Genomic DNA, 18,196 nt, shown 5'->3' with positions numbered 1-18,196 from the left:
TATGGCGTTCAAGAAGAAATTCCGTAGCCCCGATGAACCGCCTGAGCAGACCGCCGCGAAGATGTCACGCTCACGCGGGCAACTAGCCACCGTCTACGCTCCGGGGGCGCTGTTCACCTTTGAAGGCGGACTTGGTGCTTGCCTATCGATTGCGGATCAAAGCCAGCATCCCGCCAAGGCAGACGTGTCGCCGGAAACGGCCATACAGATCCACCTGCGATTGCGGGAGGTTTGGCAGAGCTGGTTCACTCGAGCAATGCAGGGGGGAACTCCGGATCACCCCGCCGTCCCCACCTTGTGCCTGGATCAAGCCCTTCTCCGGGACGGGGCATTCTACGCGCCACCTGCTTCGCGATTTGAACTCGTCGATCCGAAGGCGATGTGCTACGTGCCGGCTCCTATGGATTTCGTGTGCAACACGTGCGGGCGGTTTCGGAAGTTCGATACGGTTCGAGATGCCTCTGGCCATTTGGATGAACTGAAGCGTGAGAACTGCGACTCCAGATCAGAGGAACTGAAAGGAAAATGCCGCTGGCGTCAGCTTGATGTGATTTTTGTGCATTGGTCAGGCAATTGGGAGGCGCCAACCCCTGGCCGCTGGGAGTGGAGCGTTTCAGAGCAAAGGCTGCTCAAGCCGATCGACTCATGCCCGATTTGCCAAAGTCGCAATTTCTACCTGATCGACAAATCGCCACGAATCGGTGAATGGGTTTTCGAGTGTGAGAAGGGACACAAGCACGGCGATAGCTGGCTGCAGAATGATCCGACCACCACGAAGCTTCTTGGCGATGACACCACGAAGCGGCCTCCCCGTTGGCGGCGCATGGAGCCGATCTCGTACCGTGCTACTCCTGCGTTCTACCCGCACTCCGAGCAGTTCATTGTTTTTGCCTCTGACCAGCGCGACTTGTTGACGATGCTGCAGGAGGGTAGTGAGGAGCAGCTCGCTGGGTTTGCTGCCGAGCGCTTCGGTGTAGGCGAGAGGCCGCCTAGCGACGAAGAGATTGTCGAGGTGCTGAGGAAGGCAGGGCACTCCGCCAAGGTTTCGCAGTACGAGCGCCTCATCGGTATGAAGGCCAGGTTGAGCGGGACTCCTATGGCCGAAGAAGTTGATGCGCAAATCAGGGACATGGTTGCGGATTGGAAGGTAACACCGGGTCTAGTTCCAATCGAGCATGAGTCACCGGCTTGGCTCATGGAGCTGATCGGCAGACGAATCGAATTCGGAAGTCGGTACGATCCTCTGGTTCTGACGGTGGAGCACGAGGCGCTTTCGCGGAGCAAGCTTCGCGCGACCACGCCTGTCGACGGTCGGTCCCCGTTCGTTAGATTTGTACGCCCCGACAAGGACCTCGCGCCGAGAACGAGATTGGAGCTCAACACCCAAGTTTCGAAGACCATAGATCTCCTTGGCGCTTTGGGAATCGCAGACATGGGGCTGGTTCGCGAGTTCGACCTTTGTCGTTTCACTCATGGCTTCACTCGAATGTCGACTGACCCGTTGATCGAAAAATCGGATCAGCAAACCCTTCGGCTGCCAGTCCGCCTAAACCTATTCCAAGAGCTCGGTAATCAGAAGATTCCCATCTACGTCGTCAATCAATCGAACGAGGCGATTTACGTTCGTCTCCATCCGGAAACGGTCTACCAGTGGCTGCGCAGCGTGGGAGTTGGTGATCTCCCGGAGTGGGAAGGAGCAGAGTCGCTGAAGCTTGGAGCTCACGTACTGGAGTCCGCTGCTCCTTTCGGAAAGTTCTTTGCGAACCTGACGCCGGGGCCTCCCGACACGTACCGTTACGTCTACACACTGCTGCATACCTACTCGCACGCCGTAATGAAAGCTGTCGCGGAGTTTTCGGGACTTGATGTCGGGAGCCTCGGTGAGTATCTCTTCCCTGCCGACCTGGCGTTCGTCGTGTATCGGAATGGCACGACTATGGATCTCGGGAATCTTTCGGCGCTTTGGAGAAACTACAACACGATATTTCTTGAGCACCTGCTCGCGCCACGAACGCTGATGTGCGGGGCGGGTAGTCTTTGCGACTCTCTCTCGGGGGGAGCGTGCCCGAGTTGCATCGTAATTCCCGAGACGTCATGCGTCGCAGCGAACCAGTTACTGTCCAGATCTGTACTACGAACGGGTCCGGCTCCTAGAGAGGATCAGGGTCATTCGGGACAAGTAATCCAAGGCTATCTGGACGTCGCTTCGGATGTCTCGGGAAATTGAGGGGATTTTTCTGCAGCTGGCTCCGCACGCTTCGGTGCTAGGCGGAGTCTTTGAACTCGCCGGTCAAGGTAGGCTTGATGGATCACACAGCAGCAGGGAGATCGCAAGACTCGTCGGTGTCGGTGCAGCTCGTTTACCCGACATCGTCGATGCTCTCACAGCCGCGGAGAGCAGTGGGGCCATGGAGCAGGTTTCGGGTGCTTGGCGATTCACCTTGGGCATGCAGGAATGCTACCGATTAGGTCTGCTCTTGAAGGGAGCGGCCCTGTATCGAGAGCGAGTGCACCGGGATCTCGACCGCGTTCACGTGGTGCTATCGAAGCCGCCCCGGCCAAGTAGATTTGTAACTGAATTGGAGGGCACGCTTGAAGGGGCTTGGGGGTTGCTAGCGACTAGCGATCTACTCGGTGAGATGGCGGGCCGTGCCGAGAGACGCATGACGATCATGACTCCGTTCGTCGATGCGAATGGAGCCAGTCGAATTGTTCAGCTATTCGGCGCTACGAAAGAGGCAGTCGAGCGAGAACTGATCGTCAGGGACGGCATGCCATCTGCGCTAGTCGAGTTGACCAGGGCGCTCAGAAAGCTTGGAGTAAAGGTCTTTGATTTTCGGCTGCCGCGAACAGGCAGCGGAGAATCGGAGACGTTCCATGCAAAGGTAGTGAGAATTGACGATCGAGAGTGTTACGTGGGTTCGTCGAACATGACCCGATGGAGTTTCGACTACTCGCTCGAGCTCGGCTTTCACGTAAGCGGCAAAGCGGCGGCACAAGTTTCGCGCATCCTAGACGCCGTCGTTAATGTTTCGAGCCCGCTTGCCTTGTGACTGCAGCAAGGTTGTTCTACGTGGCCTTTCTGGCTGACGTTCTAGCGCCTTGACGAAGTCGGCGAGATCTATTCCCAGTGCTCTACAGATTCCCCGAAGTTCGATTACGTCGTTTCAGCGAATGAGGTGAGCAAGCATGCCCAAGTACAAGCGATCAGCGATCACTGCAAAGGAAGGCATCAATCACATTCGGAGTGCAACGGAGAGTGCGGGATCGATGTTCATAAAAATCGATCATGAGAACGACCTTGGCATCGATGCCTTGATCGAATTCATCGAAAACGAGGTGCCGCTGAACAAGCAGGTTGCCGTGCAGATTAAGTCAGGTGCTTCCTACTACTCAGAGAGAACGAGGGAGTGCTTGATCCCGATCGGCGAACATAGAGACTACTGGGCGAAGCATCCCTTGCCGGTTGTGGGGGTGGTCTATCTGCCGGCCCATGGCGTCGCGTACTGGGCGAGTATCAAGGGGCTGCTGAAAACGGCTGCGGAAGCGACAGTTTTGAGATTTCCCGCCTGTGAGGCGACGAAGTTTGATGCGAAAACGTTTTCAAGCATCTTTCTGCCGCACGCTGTCGGTGCGGTCCCCGCGCTTGAGTTCGAAGAATCGCTCCGCCTTGCGAGGTCAGTACATCCCGACGAAATATACCTTGGGTTGCTGACTCTTTTTCGCAGATATCCTGACGAGACTGCTACATGGGACGAGCTCGTGAGGGTCTTTCGGACCTTCCCTTCGAGTGAACTTCCGTCGGTTCTTATCTATTGGTTGGCGCACATTCCGTGGCATGGAGACATTATGTCCTTCGGGAAGACTGCCTCTCCAGCTACCCGCGAGTACGGCCGATTGCTGTTGGCAGAGTTTGGAGTCAGTGAGGTATTAAAGCTCATTTCGTTTATTGATCCGGAAGAGCAGATCGCTAGAGGCACGCTAGGACAGTCGGTCGAAGCGATCGTGTCGTCATTGCCTGGCTCAAGTGCCTTACTTCGGCAGGTAATCGAATCCCCTGCCTCCGACACGTCCCAGAAGGAGTTTGCAGCACTCATTGTTGCGATGAATGAGGCCGAAGGTGCGATTCCTGAATTAATCCGCTTGGAGAATGCTGGATCGTGGTACGCAGCGGAGATTCGAAAGCACATCGAGGAATTTGGTGAGATCAATCCCTATTTCTGAGGCTCGAAGCTGACGAACCTGGCGACGGCTGGGTGGGCGACAGCCCCGAACGAGAGTGGAGCAATGGTCTACTTCGCGCTCGACAAGGCTGAGTCAGTCACCAACGAAGGCTACGACATCCACACGCACCAGAGCGTGCCTCAGACTACTAGCCCCTAGCTCGGCCGGACTTACAGTTGCGGAGCCGAGTGCAGAAGGGCCGCTTTTGGTCGAGGCTGTGTGAAAACCTCAACCGCTTGATAACGTTGGGCGTCGTACGTTGATCTAACGCGCGCTTCGGTAGTCGAACGCGTCCAAACCGGACGCTGGAAGCCCACAATCGGTCAGCGTTTGTAAACGCAGAAGCTGACACACAGCCTCGGCCGAACGCGGTCGTCTACGGCGACTGGCTTCCAAATACTTCGTTCACTATCGCACTTCGCTGCGCGGATTTTCAGCGTTATTCATCTAGCTACTGCCTGTCGTCCGATCTTCAATTCCGGCACCTCACGCTCGTTATTTGTGCGGCAAGTCACTGTTGGCTCTAGGTAGGTATGTGACGATTCGCGAACAGGCGCCCGGCCGCACATAAGGCGGACGGTGATTCAGGGGCATCGAGAAGATTCAAATTCCGCTACCGCGGCGATCGACTGCGTTCCATTTCATGGTGACTCGATGCGACGTGCCTACGGCTTCAACGGTGTCGGAAAGCTTTCATCTCGCATCGACACTGGAACCAAAGTCTTTACAAAACAATGACTGAATAGAACACCAATCAACCGGGGGCACTCCTATGTCGCACGGGACCAGGTATTCGCGCGTTTGGCTTAGTCGCGATGTGTGGTATCGCATGTGCTCGATAGGGGTAGCGCTTTCAGCGCTAATCGCCTTGCCAGTCGCGGCAGCACTGAATTTCGATCCAGGCACGATTTCAGATACCCAGCTAGAGCAGATATTCCGGGAGAAGGCCGCGGCTGATCACGGTGTGCTGCTAGGTGGGTTGAGCATCTCCGGAATGGGGGCTGTTCAGTATGAATTGCCCGTATCCATCGCCCCGAGTCCCAGCTCGCTCGCTCCCGTCTTGAAGCTCGTATATACCAGCGGAGCGCCTACCACTCAGCTTGGATATGGGTGGTCGGTTTCTGGTCTTTCAACAATAACTAGGTGTGCATCGACTGTGGGGGAACGCCCCGGGGTGCTCACACTTCGATCAGACGATCGCCTCTGTTTGGATGGTAATCCGTTGGTTTTGCAGACCGGCGAATACTGGGGCCTGAATGCTGAGTACAAAACCGAGAACGAGACCTTTAGCAAAGTCACGGCATCGACAGACCCAGCTGGCGTTACTTTCTTCACGCTGAAAGCAAAAGACGGTGTTGTAAGTACTTACGGGTCCGACGCCACATCGCGGCGCACTTCAACGAAGAGCACCGAGGTCTTGTCCTGGCACCTAGATCACGTACAAGATCTACTTGGCAACTTTTATAGCATCGCTTACTCAAAAGATGAGTCTATCGGAGACATTCTTCCGAGTGAGCTTACGTATGGCGGGAACGTCAGCATTGCCTCTGCTGCTGAGTTTAAAGTGAACTTTTTATACGAAAATAGGCCGGATCCAATTGATGCGTGGATCGCCGGTATCAAACTGAGTAATACACAAAGACTCAGTAGTATCAAATCAAACACAAACGACGGCAGGTTCTTGGAATATCGAATAGCATACGAGACTTCTAGCACGACTGCCAGAAGCCTGATTTCATCGATTACGCGCTGCACATCAGTAACCGACTGTCTAGACCCGCTGACTTTCAAGTATGACTCCGGGCGAGTTATTGCATCTAAGCCTTGGAATGAAAATACGCCACCCGGCGCGACAGAAACCTTGCACAGCCGCGACTGTATGGACCTACTCCCAGTCGATGTCAATGCCGATGGCAAAGCCGATTTGCTTTGCATTACCCACCCAAACGCGAATCTTCCAAGCGCTCTTTCGAGCATTTCAGACGGAAAGGCGCTAAAAGATTGGACGAAATGGGGTACTGCAAGCGGACCGGTAGTCGGGCTATCGGATTGTTTGCAGACCACAGCCGGAGATTTCAATGGAGACGGCTATACAGATTTTGTTTGTGTCATTAACTCAAGCCGGCAAGATGGGCAATCATTGGCTCAATTCTGGATCAGCCTTGGATCGGCTCAAGGGTTGCAGCCGTGGACGAAGTGGGGTGAATTTCCCATTGATGCACCAGCATTCGGCCTGCCTACACATCCGTGCTCAGAGCTGACAACGCCGGATTTGGATGGCGATGGCAGGAGCGATTTGCTTTGTGTGCATAGCCACGAAGAGAACTCGGCGCATGGCGAGAGGAAAACAACCGTAGTCGCCTCCTACGCGCTGTCCGATGGAGCCAAGTTTGCTTTATGGGATGAGCTGCCGGAATTGAACGGTGCTGGTGATCTGTCGCTCGCATCTTGCGAATCCATTAGCGGATCGCAATTGCAAGCGGCTGACATAGACGGGAGTGGAAAGGCTGCATTTGTATGCCACGCGAAAGCGGCTTCTACGTGCTTGTACTGCATTCAAGGACCCAAGTATTCGACTTGGGTCACGAAGCTCAGCGAAGAAAATGTGTTTGGCTCATGGATCAAGGCATCTGAGGAGCCACTAAACGGCGGGATCGGCATGGACGCTTGTTCATTCTCCTACGAAGCTGACGTAAATGGAGACGGCCTCAACGATTTCGTATGTATCAGGTCTATACGAGACGGGTTCGAGGTGTTGGTCCAGATTGCCAACGGCAAGGGCTACGAGCCGTGGTCGAAATTCGGCACGCCGTTGAAAACAGCGCAAGTAGACGTTGCCCGATGTGGATATTTGCAGCTTGTTGATGTGAACCACGACGGTCGCGCTGACATTTTTTGCTGGGAGAACCTGCCGAACGGATCGCGTGTTTCGGTCGCGTATTCTACAGCGGTCGGCTACGTAACTTGGTCATATCTGACTGAAGTCATCAGTGATTCGGACTTTCCCAAGAACAGGTGTAGTTTCGCGCTTTCGGATTTCGAAGGCCATGGTCGATCGATGCTCGCGTGCATTTCAAGGAATGATGCCGACCCGCCAACTATGCGTAGGATGGTAATTGATGGCGGAACGGACGTGCTAACAAAAATTTCGAACACACATGGGTACTCGACTTCAGTGTCGTATTCGTCTTTGGGTGATGAGAATGTCTACAAGAAAGACAACGACGCCGCATATCCCATACAAGACATAGTCGTAGGTGGTTTGCTTGCCTCCTCGTACAGTACAACGGATGGGTCTGGAGGTACGCGAACTATCTCCCTACGCTATGCTGGTCTGAAGGTTGCGCGTGACTCCCATCGTTCACTCGGATTTCGCGAGGCTACTGCATTTGACGACGGCACAGGGATCGAGACGACAACCACGTACTTCCAAGACTTTCCATACGCTGGGTTGGTGCGGGGCGTCGAGACGCGTATCGCGGCTTCGCAAGTATTGATCGGTAGGGCAACGAATGCTTGGGGACTATATGTGTACACGAAGAACTGTGAGCAATTTTATGCACCATCGGCGACCTGGGTTGATGTCACGTCAGACTCCCAGAGTGCGAGCGAACGAGACACTGCATGTGACCTCGCCAGGCAAAGTGGCGCGCTGGTACGTGGGCGCGTCAGAGTTGACAAGCTAGCTAGCAGCCAAGCAATTGCCGCTGGCACAAGGCCATCCCAGGCGCTTAATCCTTCGTATCTCTCCTTCGTAAAGGAAAGCGATAGTCAAACATGGGATCTTGGTGGTAAGCAGTTGAGTGGTGTCCACGGTACCTACACATTCGATGAGTTCGGGAATGTGGTCAGCGTCGAGAAGCTCGAAGCGGATGGTCGAAGAACGAGAACCGATTCGAAACTTGAGTACGATTCGTCGAGAGGACAATTCGGCCGTGTTACTGAAGTTTCAATGTTGGCATCCATCAATGGAACGGAACTCAAGAGAACCACGGCCTTTCAGTACTCTTTCTCTGGACTTCTTGAATCGGAATGGATTGAGCGGTACTCGGAAAGTGAGTCCCTTAAAAGTTATGAGTACGATGCCCTCGGTCACGTTAGGCGTGTCACGGAATCCTCACCGCAGGGATTGGCGCGAACAACGAGTCAGGAATACGACTCCACTGGAAATGTGTCCCGGCTGGTCAATCCACTCGGGCATATCGAAGTTTTTTCCTACGACACGTTGTTCGGTCACAAGGTTTCTCGCATCGACCCCGCGAGTCGGACTTGGTCATGGAAATATGATGGGAGTGGCCGTGAGATTGGAGAAGTAAACGCCGGCGGAAACCGACAGCAGATGCGGTACATCGTGTGTCTCCCGAGACTAAGTTGTCCAGAACACTCCACACGCGCAGTGATAACGTCTCGCGCGGGAGCGCCAGATTCCATTGTGTTTTACGACTCATTGGAGCGGCAGGTGTGGGTAGCCGAGCGAGCGTTCGGTAAGGGTTGGAATCTTCGTGGCTCAAGATATGATGCGGCCGGCCGTGTATACAGAGATCTTGAGGTTGCCCATGCCGGAGCAGCGCATCCTTACAGGGAGTACAAGTACGACGACTTAGGTCGAGTTGCCGAGATCTCCAACGAAGAGGGAGTCCTCAAGACCTTCGGGTTTGATGGGCTGGTAACGAGCGTGAGTGATGATCGAGGAGGCCAAGAAACAGTCAGTACCAATCCGAGAGGCCTGCCAATTTTGAGATCATCACCAAACGGTGCGGAAGTGCATGTAGCTTACGACCCTTGGGGTAATTTGCTGTCTATTGCTCTCGGAGATCATGTGGTTGTCACCAATCTATATGATGTAATGGGAAAATTGATCTCTTCCAGCGCAGTTGATCGAGGAACGACGACTTACGACTACGACGGGTTTGGACGCATTGCGCACCAGTCCAATTCCAAGACAGAGCAAACCTACTCATTTGAGTACGATCAGCTTGATCGACTTGTCGAACGTATCAGCGGCAGTGTCCATGCCAGTTGGACATACGACAAGCAGCCAAATGCCATTGGATTGTTGACTTCTATAAGCGACAACGACGGAAATAGGGAATCCTATGTGTACGAGCCGGACGGGCAACTGCAATCGCGAACCAAAACTATTGGTGGCGAAATGTTTACTTTTCGGTATAGCTACAATGACGCGAGGCTGATCTCGAAAACGACGTATCCGGATGGGTTCGCGGTCGACAACCGCTACGATGCTTCTGGGTTTTTACAGAGTCAAAGGGGTGCCGGAGGAGCATTGTTATCGGAAGCAGTTGCGATTAGTCCGAGAGGGCAAGTGTCTTCCGTGGTGTACGGAAATTCTTTGAAAGCGGAATACATCTTTAGTGATAGCGGCCGTAGGCTTACTGAGATAAGGGCCTCTAAGGGCCCACGTAACGACAGTATCGTCGGGCTCAAGTACACGTATGACAAGTACGGTCTTGTTCACCAAATCGATGACCTTTATTTGAATTCGACAGAGAGATTCGAATACGACGAAATGCGACGCCTTGTACTGGCGGATCCTTTAGGTGGAAGGACGCAAAATGAAACCTTCGACAGGCTTGGGCGACCCACGTCAACCCCGTCGGTAGAGAATGTCGATTATGACCCTAATAAATTTAGCTTCGCACCATCAAATTTGGATAGCCGCAAAATTTCTTTCGACGAAGCCGGCCGCCTGAAGAAGTGGGAGGGCGGCATCATCGACTACGGTTCGCACGGGAAGCCGATCCTTATGCGAAGGGAGGGCTACAAGGTTTCTCTAAAGTACGACGACGAGTACGAGCTTACGTCTGAGCACATTGAGAATTTGGGCGATAGGACAGTTGTTGGGCCATATACGCTAAAGCCTGTCGGAGACGTAATTCACATAAACGGCCTCTATCAAGAGAGGCGGTACGCTGATAAAACCCTAAAGTACAACTATCTTGCGGCCGGGTCGGGGATTTACGGAGTCGTCATCGATCAGTTCCGGCGAGGAAGTCGTGTCCCAGAACGGTTCATTCGCTACTTTCATAGGGATCGAATCGGCTCCGTCATTGCCATTTCGAGTGAACATGGAGACCTAGTCGAACAACGTCGCTACGACGCGTGGGGAAACCCTAGAGACGTCTCGCAGCGTGGAGTTGTCATTTCTTCTGAATTGCCGATAGATGTTGGCTTCGCCGGCCATTCGGGGATGAGGGATTTCGGGCTCGTCTATGCTGGTGGGCGGCTGTATAGCCCTGAGCTAGGTCTTTTTACTTCCGCGGATCCGCTGGTTCCAACCGGAGGGTCATTCTTTGAGTACCATCCATACGGTTATGCGTCGTTCAACTCTCTGGGCACGATCGACCCTGCGGGACAACTTTCCTTTGGGGAGGCCTTAGGTGGTGTCATAGGCGTATTCATTGGCGGGCCCATTGGTGGAGCAATCGGGCTAGCTCTGGTCCATGAGGCGGAGCACAACGAAACCCTTCGCGTTGCGATCACTGTCTGCGTCGCAGTTGCTGTCACCGTGGGTACGGGGGGGTCTGGAGGAACGGTTGGTGCTGCGATGTTGAGCGGCATGGCGGCTGGAGCAGCAGCTGGGGGTACATATACTGCGTTATCTGGCGGTTCTGTCTCCGATGTGCTCGGGTCGGCTGTGGTCGGTGCGGTCGTGGGCGGAGTTTCAGGCGCAGCGAGCTTCGGAATTGCCCAGGGGGCAACGTACATTTCAGGAACGACAAATTCAGGGCTTCTCGGCAGTACGTTCACCGTGGGTGCACAAGGAATTGCTGGCGGAGTGACCAACGAAGCGCTTGGTGGCGACTTCAAGCATGGTTTTGAGCAAGCTGCTTTCTTTTCGGCGGTTAGCGAAGCCGGTTCAGCGCTCTATAGAGGAACAATGCAAAAAGGGCGTCTTGGACCAAATGGCGAACGGGACCCAGACGGTGAACCAATGGACTTCGATGAATATAAGGACGGACGTCCGCACCTGTCAGACGTGGCACGTGAGCCGGCGGACGGGCTGAAAGGCTCAAATGAGGAAGGCGTCGCGAAGTTTCGGTCCGGCAAATATAAGGATCTTCCGTCGTATCGAGCTAACAACTGGGGTCAGGCCGCAGGACTGCATGCAGGGCCAGTGGAAGGCGGCGGATTTTCGACGTTCATGAGCCTTATTCCTGGCCAGAATCCCACTGCTTATTTGCATGATTCGTGGATGGCTCAATATCAATCTTTTGCGGGACTCGGATTTACATTCGAAAACTCTTTCGTGCTGTCTACTTTGCCCGCGGGCGTGGTGACGTATTCCGCTATGGCGCATGAAATTTATACGATTCGAAATCAAGCAGTTTGGGGATGCAGGTACACAACCCGGCAACTTGGGGGAGGTGCATCGTGTTGACTGCCAAGCATTTCGTAGCGATGGCGTTTATTGGTTCGGACTTCTTCTGCTCCAGGGCGCTTGCCAATTCATTCGATGTCTTTCACGATGCCCGTGGAGCATACGTCTTCAGCATCCCATACAGCGATTCCGCTGCGTTGTCGTGCTCGTTTGGGCCACGTCAAAAACGCGCCTCGCAGATTTATCATGATCCTCGCGTGCAGGGCCTAGCCGATTCACCTGTTTCAGTGGGACTAGACGAGCGCTGGGGTAAAGATTGGAAGAAGCTGTTGCGTTTCCTCGGAAAAGGGATTGGGCGCGTATCGCTGGAGCAGAGCGGGTATGCCTATCACCCCTTGGAGTCCGCTCACCCAGCATTCGAGATTGGCGAATCCGACAATCGGCTCGTGGCAATTGCACTGGGCTTTGCGGACTGGCTCTCAGAGCCAACAACGCTATTGAGCGATTCGACGACTATCCAGTATGTGTTGCCGGCACCGCCACAGGTGGCTAGGAGTGTATTTGAGTTGGTATCTGGCGATGGGTATGTGGACAGACTTGGATTGACAATTAAGCAAGATCGGTCAAACGAGACAAACCTTGCAGATCGAGCGGCGATCGCCTTGTCCAGTGCGCTAGGGGATTTTTTGTTTCCGGTACCGGCTTACTTGGCTAAACAGCCAAGCGCAGACGATGTCAGATCGTATCTTGAGTATTCACATACACGCACCGTAGACGCGCTTGCTCGGTTAGCGAATGGGACAGGAGAATTTGCTGGCTTCAAAATTTCGCAGGACGCCATAAAGTCATTGGGGATTCCGGACCTACAACTCAGTCTCGATGATCTTAGGAAGGCTGAAGAGCAAGCACTTTCCAAGAGGCTTTCCAATCGAGTCGCAAGTTCTACAAGAACGCGCGGCTACTTCGGTGCTGGTGCGAATCGCCCGTCGGCGGAAAAGCTGGGCTTCGTCGATAACCAAGAGCTTGCGAAGGATTCAACTGTTTGTGGCATCACAGATCTGGAAATAAGAGCAGTCTTCCTCATGGGTGAGCTAGCGAGAGCGCACGCCAGAATAAAATTATCTGAGATTATGAGGTCTGGAAGTGGCTTGGAAATTGATTCGTCTGCGAGCTTCGACGAGCAAACGAAGCTTCTAGCTCGTGAATTTCTTGCAAATGTGAGCGCTGCTGTGGCGCGTAGAGCTGCCTATGAGTTTTTCCTAGTCTATACCTACCGAACCAGCGTCGTGCGGGGAGCCTATCGGGTGAAGGTATCGCCGATTCTTAGCGGTCGTGAGGAAAAAAATACCTTGGCCGCGGAAGCGTATGCCGCTCGGCTTCTCGAACTTGTACAAGATATTTCCTCAGGGAGAGCACCCCGGTAGTCTGGCGGAGTTTGCTGCCTCGTTGATGGAAACAATCTCCCGGCGTTGGGGAGGTATCACACGATCGCCAAAAGGCGACAATTGATGCTCGTTTGAGCTGCGAAACTGCAGGTAAGGAACTGCTCAATAGACAAGGCGAATAATGGTTTAAGAACGGAGGAACTATGAACAAGAAATACTTCGTAGAGAAGCGCGGCGCTGGCGAATATGCTGTACTGAAGCCGAATGCCAAACGTGCCAGCGCTTTGGCGGCGACGCAGGCTGAGGCTATTCGTCTCGCAAAACAGTTTGGTAGTGAGCATCCAGATATCGAGCGGGTGCGGCATACGAGCGTAGGGAAGCCTGACAAATGGCGCGGCCAGTAAATCGGAACAGTTCCTGGGCGCGGGGCCAGTTGGTGTTGCGTTTGTCAGCCGAAAGAGCATCAAATGAAACAAAAATTTTCTGCGTTTGTTGCGATTTCGTGATCAAAATCCATGCAGATCAAATTGTTAAGCGGGTGTCTCGGCCAGACGTGGTGGAAGGAACCTTTTTGATCTGCGGGTTGCAGCGATATCGTTCGAAAAACCCGCAGCAATGCGGGTTTTTCTTTTCGACCATCGTCGGAATGCGCGCGCCGCTGACGCGGCTTATCGGATCGAAGCGTGCCAGGCGCGAAGTTGCGGCAGGCCGACCGCAGTCAGATCGTCGAGCACGACGAGTGCGCCGCTGAAATCCTGATCGCGCGTGTAGTCGTTGACGGTCGCGATCGTCGCTATACCCGCGGCGCGCGCGGCGCGCAGTCCCGGCGCCGAGTCCTCGACAGCCAGACATTCGTCCGCATGCAGGCCGAGCCGATCGAGGACGTAGCGGTATACCTGCGGGTCGGGTTTCTTGTTCGGCGCTTCGTCCGCCGTTGCGATCACCTCGAACCAGCCGCCTGCGTCGGGCAGCGAGTGCGCGAACAGCGCATCGACGTTCGCGCGCGATGTCGTGGTCGCGATCGCGAGTCGCAGTCCACCGGCATGTGCTTCGTCGATCAGGCGTGCCACGCCGGGGCGCAGGCGCACCTCGCCGGATTCGACGAGTCGCAGATAGTGCGTGGTCTTGCGCGCGTGCAGGTCGCGCGCGAGCGCCTCGCGCTCGGCGCAGGGAATATGCGCGGCATCGCTGTCGATGAAATGCAGGATGCGTTCACGACCGCCGGCCACGGCGAGCAATTCGCCGTAGCGGGCGGTATCCCAATGCCAATCCAGACCCGCGTCGGCGAAGGCGCGGTTGAACGCGACGCGATGGCCGTCGCGCTCGGTGTCGGCCAGGGTTCCGTCGACATCAAAGATCAGCGCGCGCAAGCTGCGTCCGCTCGCGACGCTTGCGAACGCATTCATCAGTGGTAGCGCCGGGCCATTTTCTCTAGCGCTACCGGCTTGATCTTCGATGCCTGGCCCGCGCAGCCGAACTCGACGAAGCGCGCCTTGCAGATGTCCTTGGCCGCGGCGGTCGCGGCCTTGAGTGCCTTGCGCGGATCGAATTCGCTGGCGTCCTTGGCGAAGGCGCGGCGCATCGCGCCGGTCATCGCCAAGCGGATGTCGGTATCGATGTTGATCTTGCGCACGCCGTTCTTGATGCCGCGCTGGATTTCCTCGACCGGCACGCCGTAGGTTTCCTTGATGTCGCCGCCGTATTCGCGAATGATCGCGAGCCATTCCTGCGGCACCGAGCTCGATCCGTGCATGACCAGGTGCGTGTTCGGGATCTTCTCGTGGATCGCGCGGATGCGGTCGATCGCGAGGATGTCGCCGGTTGGCTTGCGCGTGAACTTATAGGCGCCGTGCGAGGTGCCGATCGCGATGGCGAGCGCATCGACCTTCGTTTTTTCGACGAAATCCTTGGCCTGGTAGGGATCGGTCAACAGCATCGAATGATCGAGCTTGCCTTCGGCGCCGACGCCGTCCTCCTCGCCGGCCATGCCGGTTTCGAGCGAGCCGAGGCAGCCAAGTTCACCCTCGACCGAAACGCCTACCGGATGCGCCATGCGCGTGACGAAGCGCGTAGTGTCGACGTTGTAGTCGTAGCTCGCGGGCGTCTTCTGGTCTTCGAGCAGCGAGCCGTCCATCATCACCGAGGTGAAACCGGAGACGAGCGAGGCCTGGCAGACGCCCGGCGAGGCGCCGTGATCCTGGTGCAGCACGAGCGGGATGTCCGGATGCGCTTCCACGGCAGCGAGCACCATGTGGCGCAAGTAAGGTTCGCCTGCGTATTTGCGCGCGCCGGCCGAAGCCTGCAGGATCACCGGGCTGTCGGTTTCCTGCGCAGCCTGCATGATTGCGTGGATCTGTTCGAGGTTGTTGACGTTGAACGCAGGCACGCCATAGCCGTGTTCGGCGGCGTGGTCGAGCAATTGACGCAGACTGACAAAGGCCATCGGGTTACCTCATGGAGTCGATCGGAATTCAATGTGTGTCTTCGCGGCAAAGCGCAAGCGAGCGGCTCTCGTGCGTCGCGATCCAGCCCGGCAGGAAGGCGAAATTTTCCACGATGTCGCAATCCAGCGCAGCGATGGAGCGGCCTTCGTTGTAGCCGTAGGGCACGCAGACGATCTCGCAACCCGCGGCGCGCGCTGCGGCAACGTCGTTGTTCGAGTCGCCGACCATCACCGTTGCGTCGACATCGACCCCGAGCCACTGGCAGGCGGTTTCGAGCGCCTCGGGATGCGGCTTGCGATTGATCACGCGGTCGCCGCCGAGCAGCAGATCGATTGCATCGACGATGCCGTAACGTTCGAGGATGGACTGCGCGGGCAGCTGTAGCGCGTTGGTCACCACGGCGAGCTTGAGCCCGCGCGTGCGCAGCGCGTGCAGCGTCTCCGCCACGTGCGGGAACAATCGACCGTGATTGCCGATCGCCACGCTGTAGTGGTCTAGGTAAGTCGAGAGCAGCGGATCAATCAGGCGTTCGCGCGCGGCCTCGTCGAGCAGGCCCGGCTGCACGGCGAGCACGCGCTGGGCGAGCACGCGCGGTCCCTTGCCGATGCGCGCGGCGATTTCCGCGAGCGACAGGCTGCGCAGGTGGAATTCCTCGAGCGCGCGGTTCATCGCCACGGCGATGTCCGGCGCGGAATCGACGAGGGTGCCGTCGAGATCGAACAGTACGGCACGGATACGGATGCCGCTCATCGATCGGCCCCCGCTGCGACGGCAACGAGCTCGCGCACGTGCGCGGCGACATTGGCCGCGGTAAGGCCGAACAGGTCGAACAATTTGTCGGCCGGCGCGGATTCGCCGAAGCGTTCGATGCCGATGACGCGGCCGCTGTCGCCGACGAGGCGATGCCACGAGCCGGTGACGCCGGCTTCGATCGCGATGCGCGGCACGCCTGCGGGCAGCACGCTGGCGCGATACTCGGCCGGCTGCGCGTCGAATGTCTTGAGATCGGGGACCGACACGACGCGCAAGCGGATGCCTTCGTGCGCGAGAATCTCGCGTGCCTTGGCTGCGAGTGCGACTTCCGAGCCGGTCGCGATCGCGACCGCATCGGGACGCCCGACTTCGGCATCGGCCAACACATAGCCGCCGCGCGCGATCGCCGCGATCTGCGCCGGCGTGCGCGGCTGGCTCGGCAGGTTCTGTCGTGACAGGATCAGGCAGGTAGGACCGTTCTTGTGTTCGAGCGCGGCGATCCAGGCGGCGAGCGTTTCGGTCGCATCGCAGGGACGCTGCACGTGCAAGCTCGGAATCAGGCGCAGGCTCGCGACGTGTTCGATCGGCTGGTGCGTCGGGCCGTCCTCGCCGAGGCCGATCGAATCGTGGGTGAACACGTAGATCACGCGCAGGCCCATCAGTGCGGACATGCGGATCGCGTTGCGGCTGTAGTCCGAGAACGTGAGGAAGGTGCCGCCGTAGGGAATGTAGCCGCCGTGCAGCGCGATACCGTTCATGATCGCGCTCATGCCGAACTCGCGCACGCCGTAGTTGATGTGGTTGCCGTAGCCCGGACCCGTATCGCCCTTGCGCACGGCGACGGCGCCCTTGAAGTTGGTCAGGTTCGAGCCGGTGAGGTCGGCCGAGCCGCCGAGCAATTCGGGCAGCTGCGGCTGCAGCAGGTCGAGCGCGTTCTGCGAGGCCTTGCGCGTGGCGATATTCGGCGCGGCCTGCTGCACGGCGTGAAGTTTTTCCTGCGCGTATCCCTGCCAGCTGCGCGGCAGCTCGCCAGCGATGCGGCGCAGGAACTCGACTGCCAGTTCGGGATGCGCGTTTGCGTAGGCGTCGAACGCTCGCTGCCATTGCGCTTCGCGCTGCGCGCCCTCGCGGCGCGCATCCCAGCCTGCGTAGACTTCGGCGGGCACGACGAATGGCGCGTGCGGCCAATGCAGTGCCTTGCGCGCGGCGGCGATCTCGTCGTTGCCCAGGGCCGCGCCGTGCACGTCGTGCGTACCGGCTTTGGTCGGCGCGCCTTTTCCGATGACGGTTTTGCAGCAGATCAGACTCGGCCGGTCGGCGGTCGTTTTCGCTTCGAGCAGCGCGCGTTCGATCGCGGCGGTGTCGTGGCCGTCGACGTTGCGCACGACATGCCAGCCGTAGGCCTCGAAGCGCCGCGGCGTGTCGTCGGCGAACCAGTGCTCGACGTGGCCATCGATCGAGATGCCGTTGTCGTCGTAGAAGCAGATGAGTTTGCCGAGTCCGAGCGTGCCGGCGAGCGAGCAGGCTTCGTGCGAGATGCCTTCCATCAGGCAGCCGTCGCCGAGGAACACGTAGGTGTGGTGATCGACGATCGTGTGCCCGTCGCGATTGAACTCGCGCGCGAGCAGCGCCTCGGTCAGCGCCATACCGACCGCGTTGGTCAGGCCTTGACCGAGCGGCCCGGTCGTCGTTTCGACGCCGCTCGTCATGCCGTATTCGGGATGCCCCGGCGTGCGGGAGTGAAGTTGGCGGAAGTGCTGGATCTCCTCGATCGGCAAGTCGTAACCGGTCAGATGCAGCAGTGCATAGAGCAGCATCGAGCCGTGGCCATTCGAGAGCACGAAACGGTCGCGATCGGGCCAGGCGGGATTGCCCGGGTTGTGCTTGAGGTGACCGCGCCAGAGCACGAGTGCGATTTCGGCCATGCCCATCGGCGCGCCGGGATGGCCCGAATTCGCTGCCTGCACCGCATCGGCAGCGAGGAAGCGGATCGCGTTGGTCAGATCACGTTCGGGAATTGCACTCGTTTTCAGTTCGGCATTCATTTCTGC

10 protein-coding genes are annotated in these 18,196 nt (G+C 56.9%); 6 read left to right on the top strand and 4 right to left on the bottom strand.

The window, feature by feature from the left end; translation table 11 throughout:
- Position 1: 1 nt before the first annotated feature.
- The 6 genes from F455_RS0113745 to F455_RS22595 all read left to right on the top strand — a co-directional run bounded on the left by F455_RS0113745 (position 2) and on the right by F455_RS22595 (position 13,352).
- Complete coding sequence (locus F455_RS0113745) at positions 2-2,227, top strand: hypothetical protein (protein ID WP_033410136.1); 2,226 nt, start codon at positions 2-4, stop codon at positions 2,225-2,227.
- On the top strand, positions 2,211-3,053 hold the full coding sequence (locus tag F455_RS23590) for a phospholipase D-like domain-containing protein (RefSeq protein ID WP_018973881.1): 843 nt from the start codon (positions 2,211-2,213) through the stop codon (positions 3,051-3,053). Before F455_RS0113745 ends, F455_RS23590 begins: the two co-directional genes overlap by 17 nt.
- Positions 3,054-3,189: 136 nt before the next feature.
- Positions 3,190-4,224: a DUF4365 domain-containing protein gene (locus F455_RS0113735; protein ID WP_026293367.1), complete on the top strand. Its 1,035-nt coding sequence runs from the start codon at positions 3,190-3,192 to the stop codon at positions 4,222-4,224.
- Positions 4,225-4,996: 772 nt separating this feature from the next.
- Positions 4,997-11,623, top strand: coding sequence for an FG-GAP-like repeat-containing protein (locus F455_RS22600; RefSeq protein WP_083918954.1), 6,627 nt, complete (start codon positions 4,997-4,999; stop codon positions 11,621-11,623).
- Entirely contained in the window at positions 11,617-12,987 is a 1,371-nt protein-coding gene (locus F455_RS22995; protein WP_157578811.1) for a hypothetical protein, read from the top strand. The genes F455_RS22600 and F455_RS22995 overlap by 7 nt, the downstream gene beginning before the upstream one ends.
- 164 nt (positions 12,988-13,151) lie before the next feature.
- Positions 13,152-13,352, top strand: coding sequence for a DUF2188 domain-containing protein (locus F455_RS22595; protein WP_083918953.1), 201 nt, complete (start codon positions 13,152-13,154; stop codon positions 13,350-13,352).
- Between the two features lie 264 nt (positions 13,353-13,616).
- Here F455_RS22595 and F455_RS20925 read toward each other — a convergent pair whose 3' ends face one another.
- Genes F455_RS20925 through tkt form a run of 4 tightly spaced genes read right to left on the bottom strand, consistent with a single transcriptional unit; the run spans position 13,617 to position 18,190 of the window.
- A complete protein-coding gene (locus tag F455_RS20925; protein WP_018973877.1) occupies positions 13,617-14,354 on the bottom strand; it encodes an HAD-IA family hydrolase in 738 nt (245 codons plus the stop codon).
- Positions 14,354-15,391 carry a class II fructose-bisphosphate aldolase gene (gene fba, locus F455_RS0113715; protein ID WP_018973876.1) on the bottom strand — a complete coding sequence of 346 codons (1,038 nt, stop codon included), beginning with the start codon at positions 15,389-15,391 and terminating at the stop codon, positions 14,354-14,356. Before fba ends, F455_RS20925 begins: the two co-directional genes overlap by 1 nt.
- Positions 15,392-15,419: 28 nt before the next feature.
- The gene (gph, locus tag F455_RS20920) at positions 15,420-16,142 is read right to left on the bottom strand and encodes a phosphoglycolate phosphatase (RefSeq protein ID WP_018973875.1); all 723 of its coding nucleotides are present in this window, start codon (positions 16,140-16,142) and stop codon (positions 15,420-15,422) included.
- Positions 16,139-18,190 carry a transketolase gene (tkt, locus tag F455_RS0113705; protein WP_018973874.1) on the bottom strand — a complete coding sequence of 684 codons (2,052 nt, stop codon included), beginning with the start codon at positions 18,188-18,190 and terminating at the stop codon, positions 16,139-16,141. Before tkt ends, gph begins: the two co-directional genes overlap by 4 nt.
- Positions 18,191-18,196: the final 6 nt, after the last annotated feature.

It is taken from the genome of Rudaea cellulosilytica DSM 22992, from assembly GCF_000378125.1.
GTDB lineage: Bacteria > Pseudomonadota > Gammaproteobacteria > Xanthomonadales > Rhodanobacteraceae > Rudaea > Rudaea cellulosilytica.
Note: the sequence above shows the minus strand (reverse complement) of the source record. Positions and strands in the feature narration are given on the sequence as shown.

Bases quoted from the DNA above. Each gene is read 5' to 3' on its own strand.
- F455_RS0113745 (WP_033410136.1), top strand. From the start codon at position 2: ATGGCGTTCAAGAAGAAATTCCGTAGCCCCGATGAACCGCCTGAGCAG.
- F455_RS23590 (WP_018973881.1), top strand. From the start codon at position 2,211: ATGTCTCGGGAAATTGAGGGGATTTTTCTGCAGCTGGCTCCGCACGCT.
- F455_RS0113735 (WP_026293367.1), top strand. From the start codon at position 3,190: ATGCCCAAGTACAAGCGATCAGCGATCACTGCAAAGGAAGGCATCAAT.
- F455_RS22600 (WP_083918954.1), top strand. From the start codon at position 4,997: ATGTCGCACGGGACCAGGTATTCGCGCGTTTGGCTTAGTCGCGATGTG.
- F455_RS22595 (WP_083918953.1), top strand. From the start codon at position 13,152: ATGAACAAGAAATACTTCGTAGAGAAGCGCGGCGCTGGCGAATATGCT.
- F455_RS20925 (WP_018973877.1), bottom strand. From the start codon at position 14,354: ATGAATGCGTTCGCAAGCGTCGCGAGCGGACGCAGCTTGCGCGCGCTG.
- fba (WP_018973876.1), bottom strand. From the start codon at position 15,391: ATGGCCTTTGTCAGTCTGCGTCAATTGCTCGACCACGCCGCCGAACAC.
- gph (WP_018973875.1), bottom strand. From the start codon at position 16,142: ATGAGCGGCATCCGTATCCGTGCCGTACTGTTCGATCTCGACGGCACC.
- tkt (WP_018973874.1), bottom strand. From the start codon at position 18,190: ATGAATGCCGAACTGAAAACGAGTGCAATTCCCGAACGTGATCTGACC.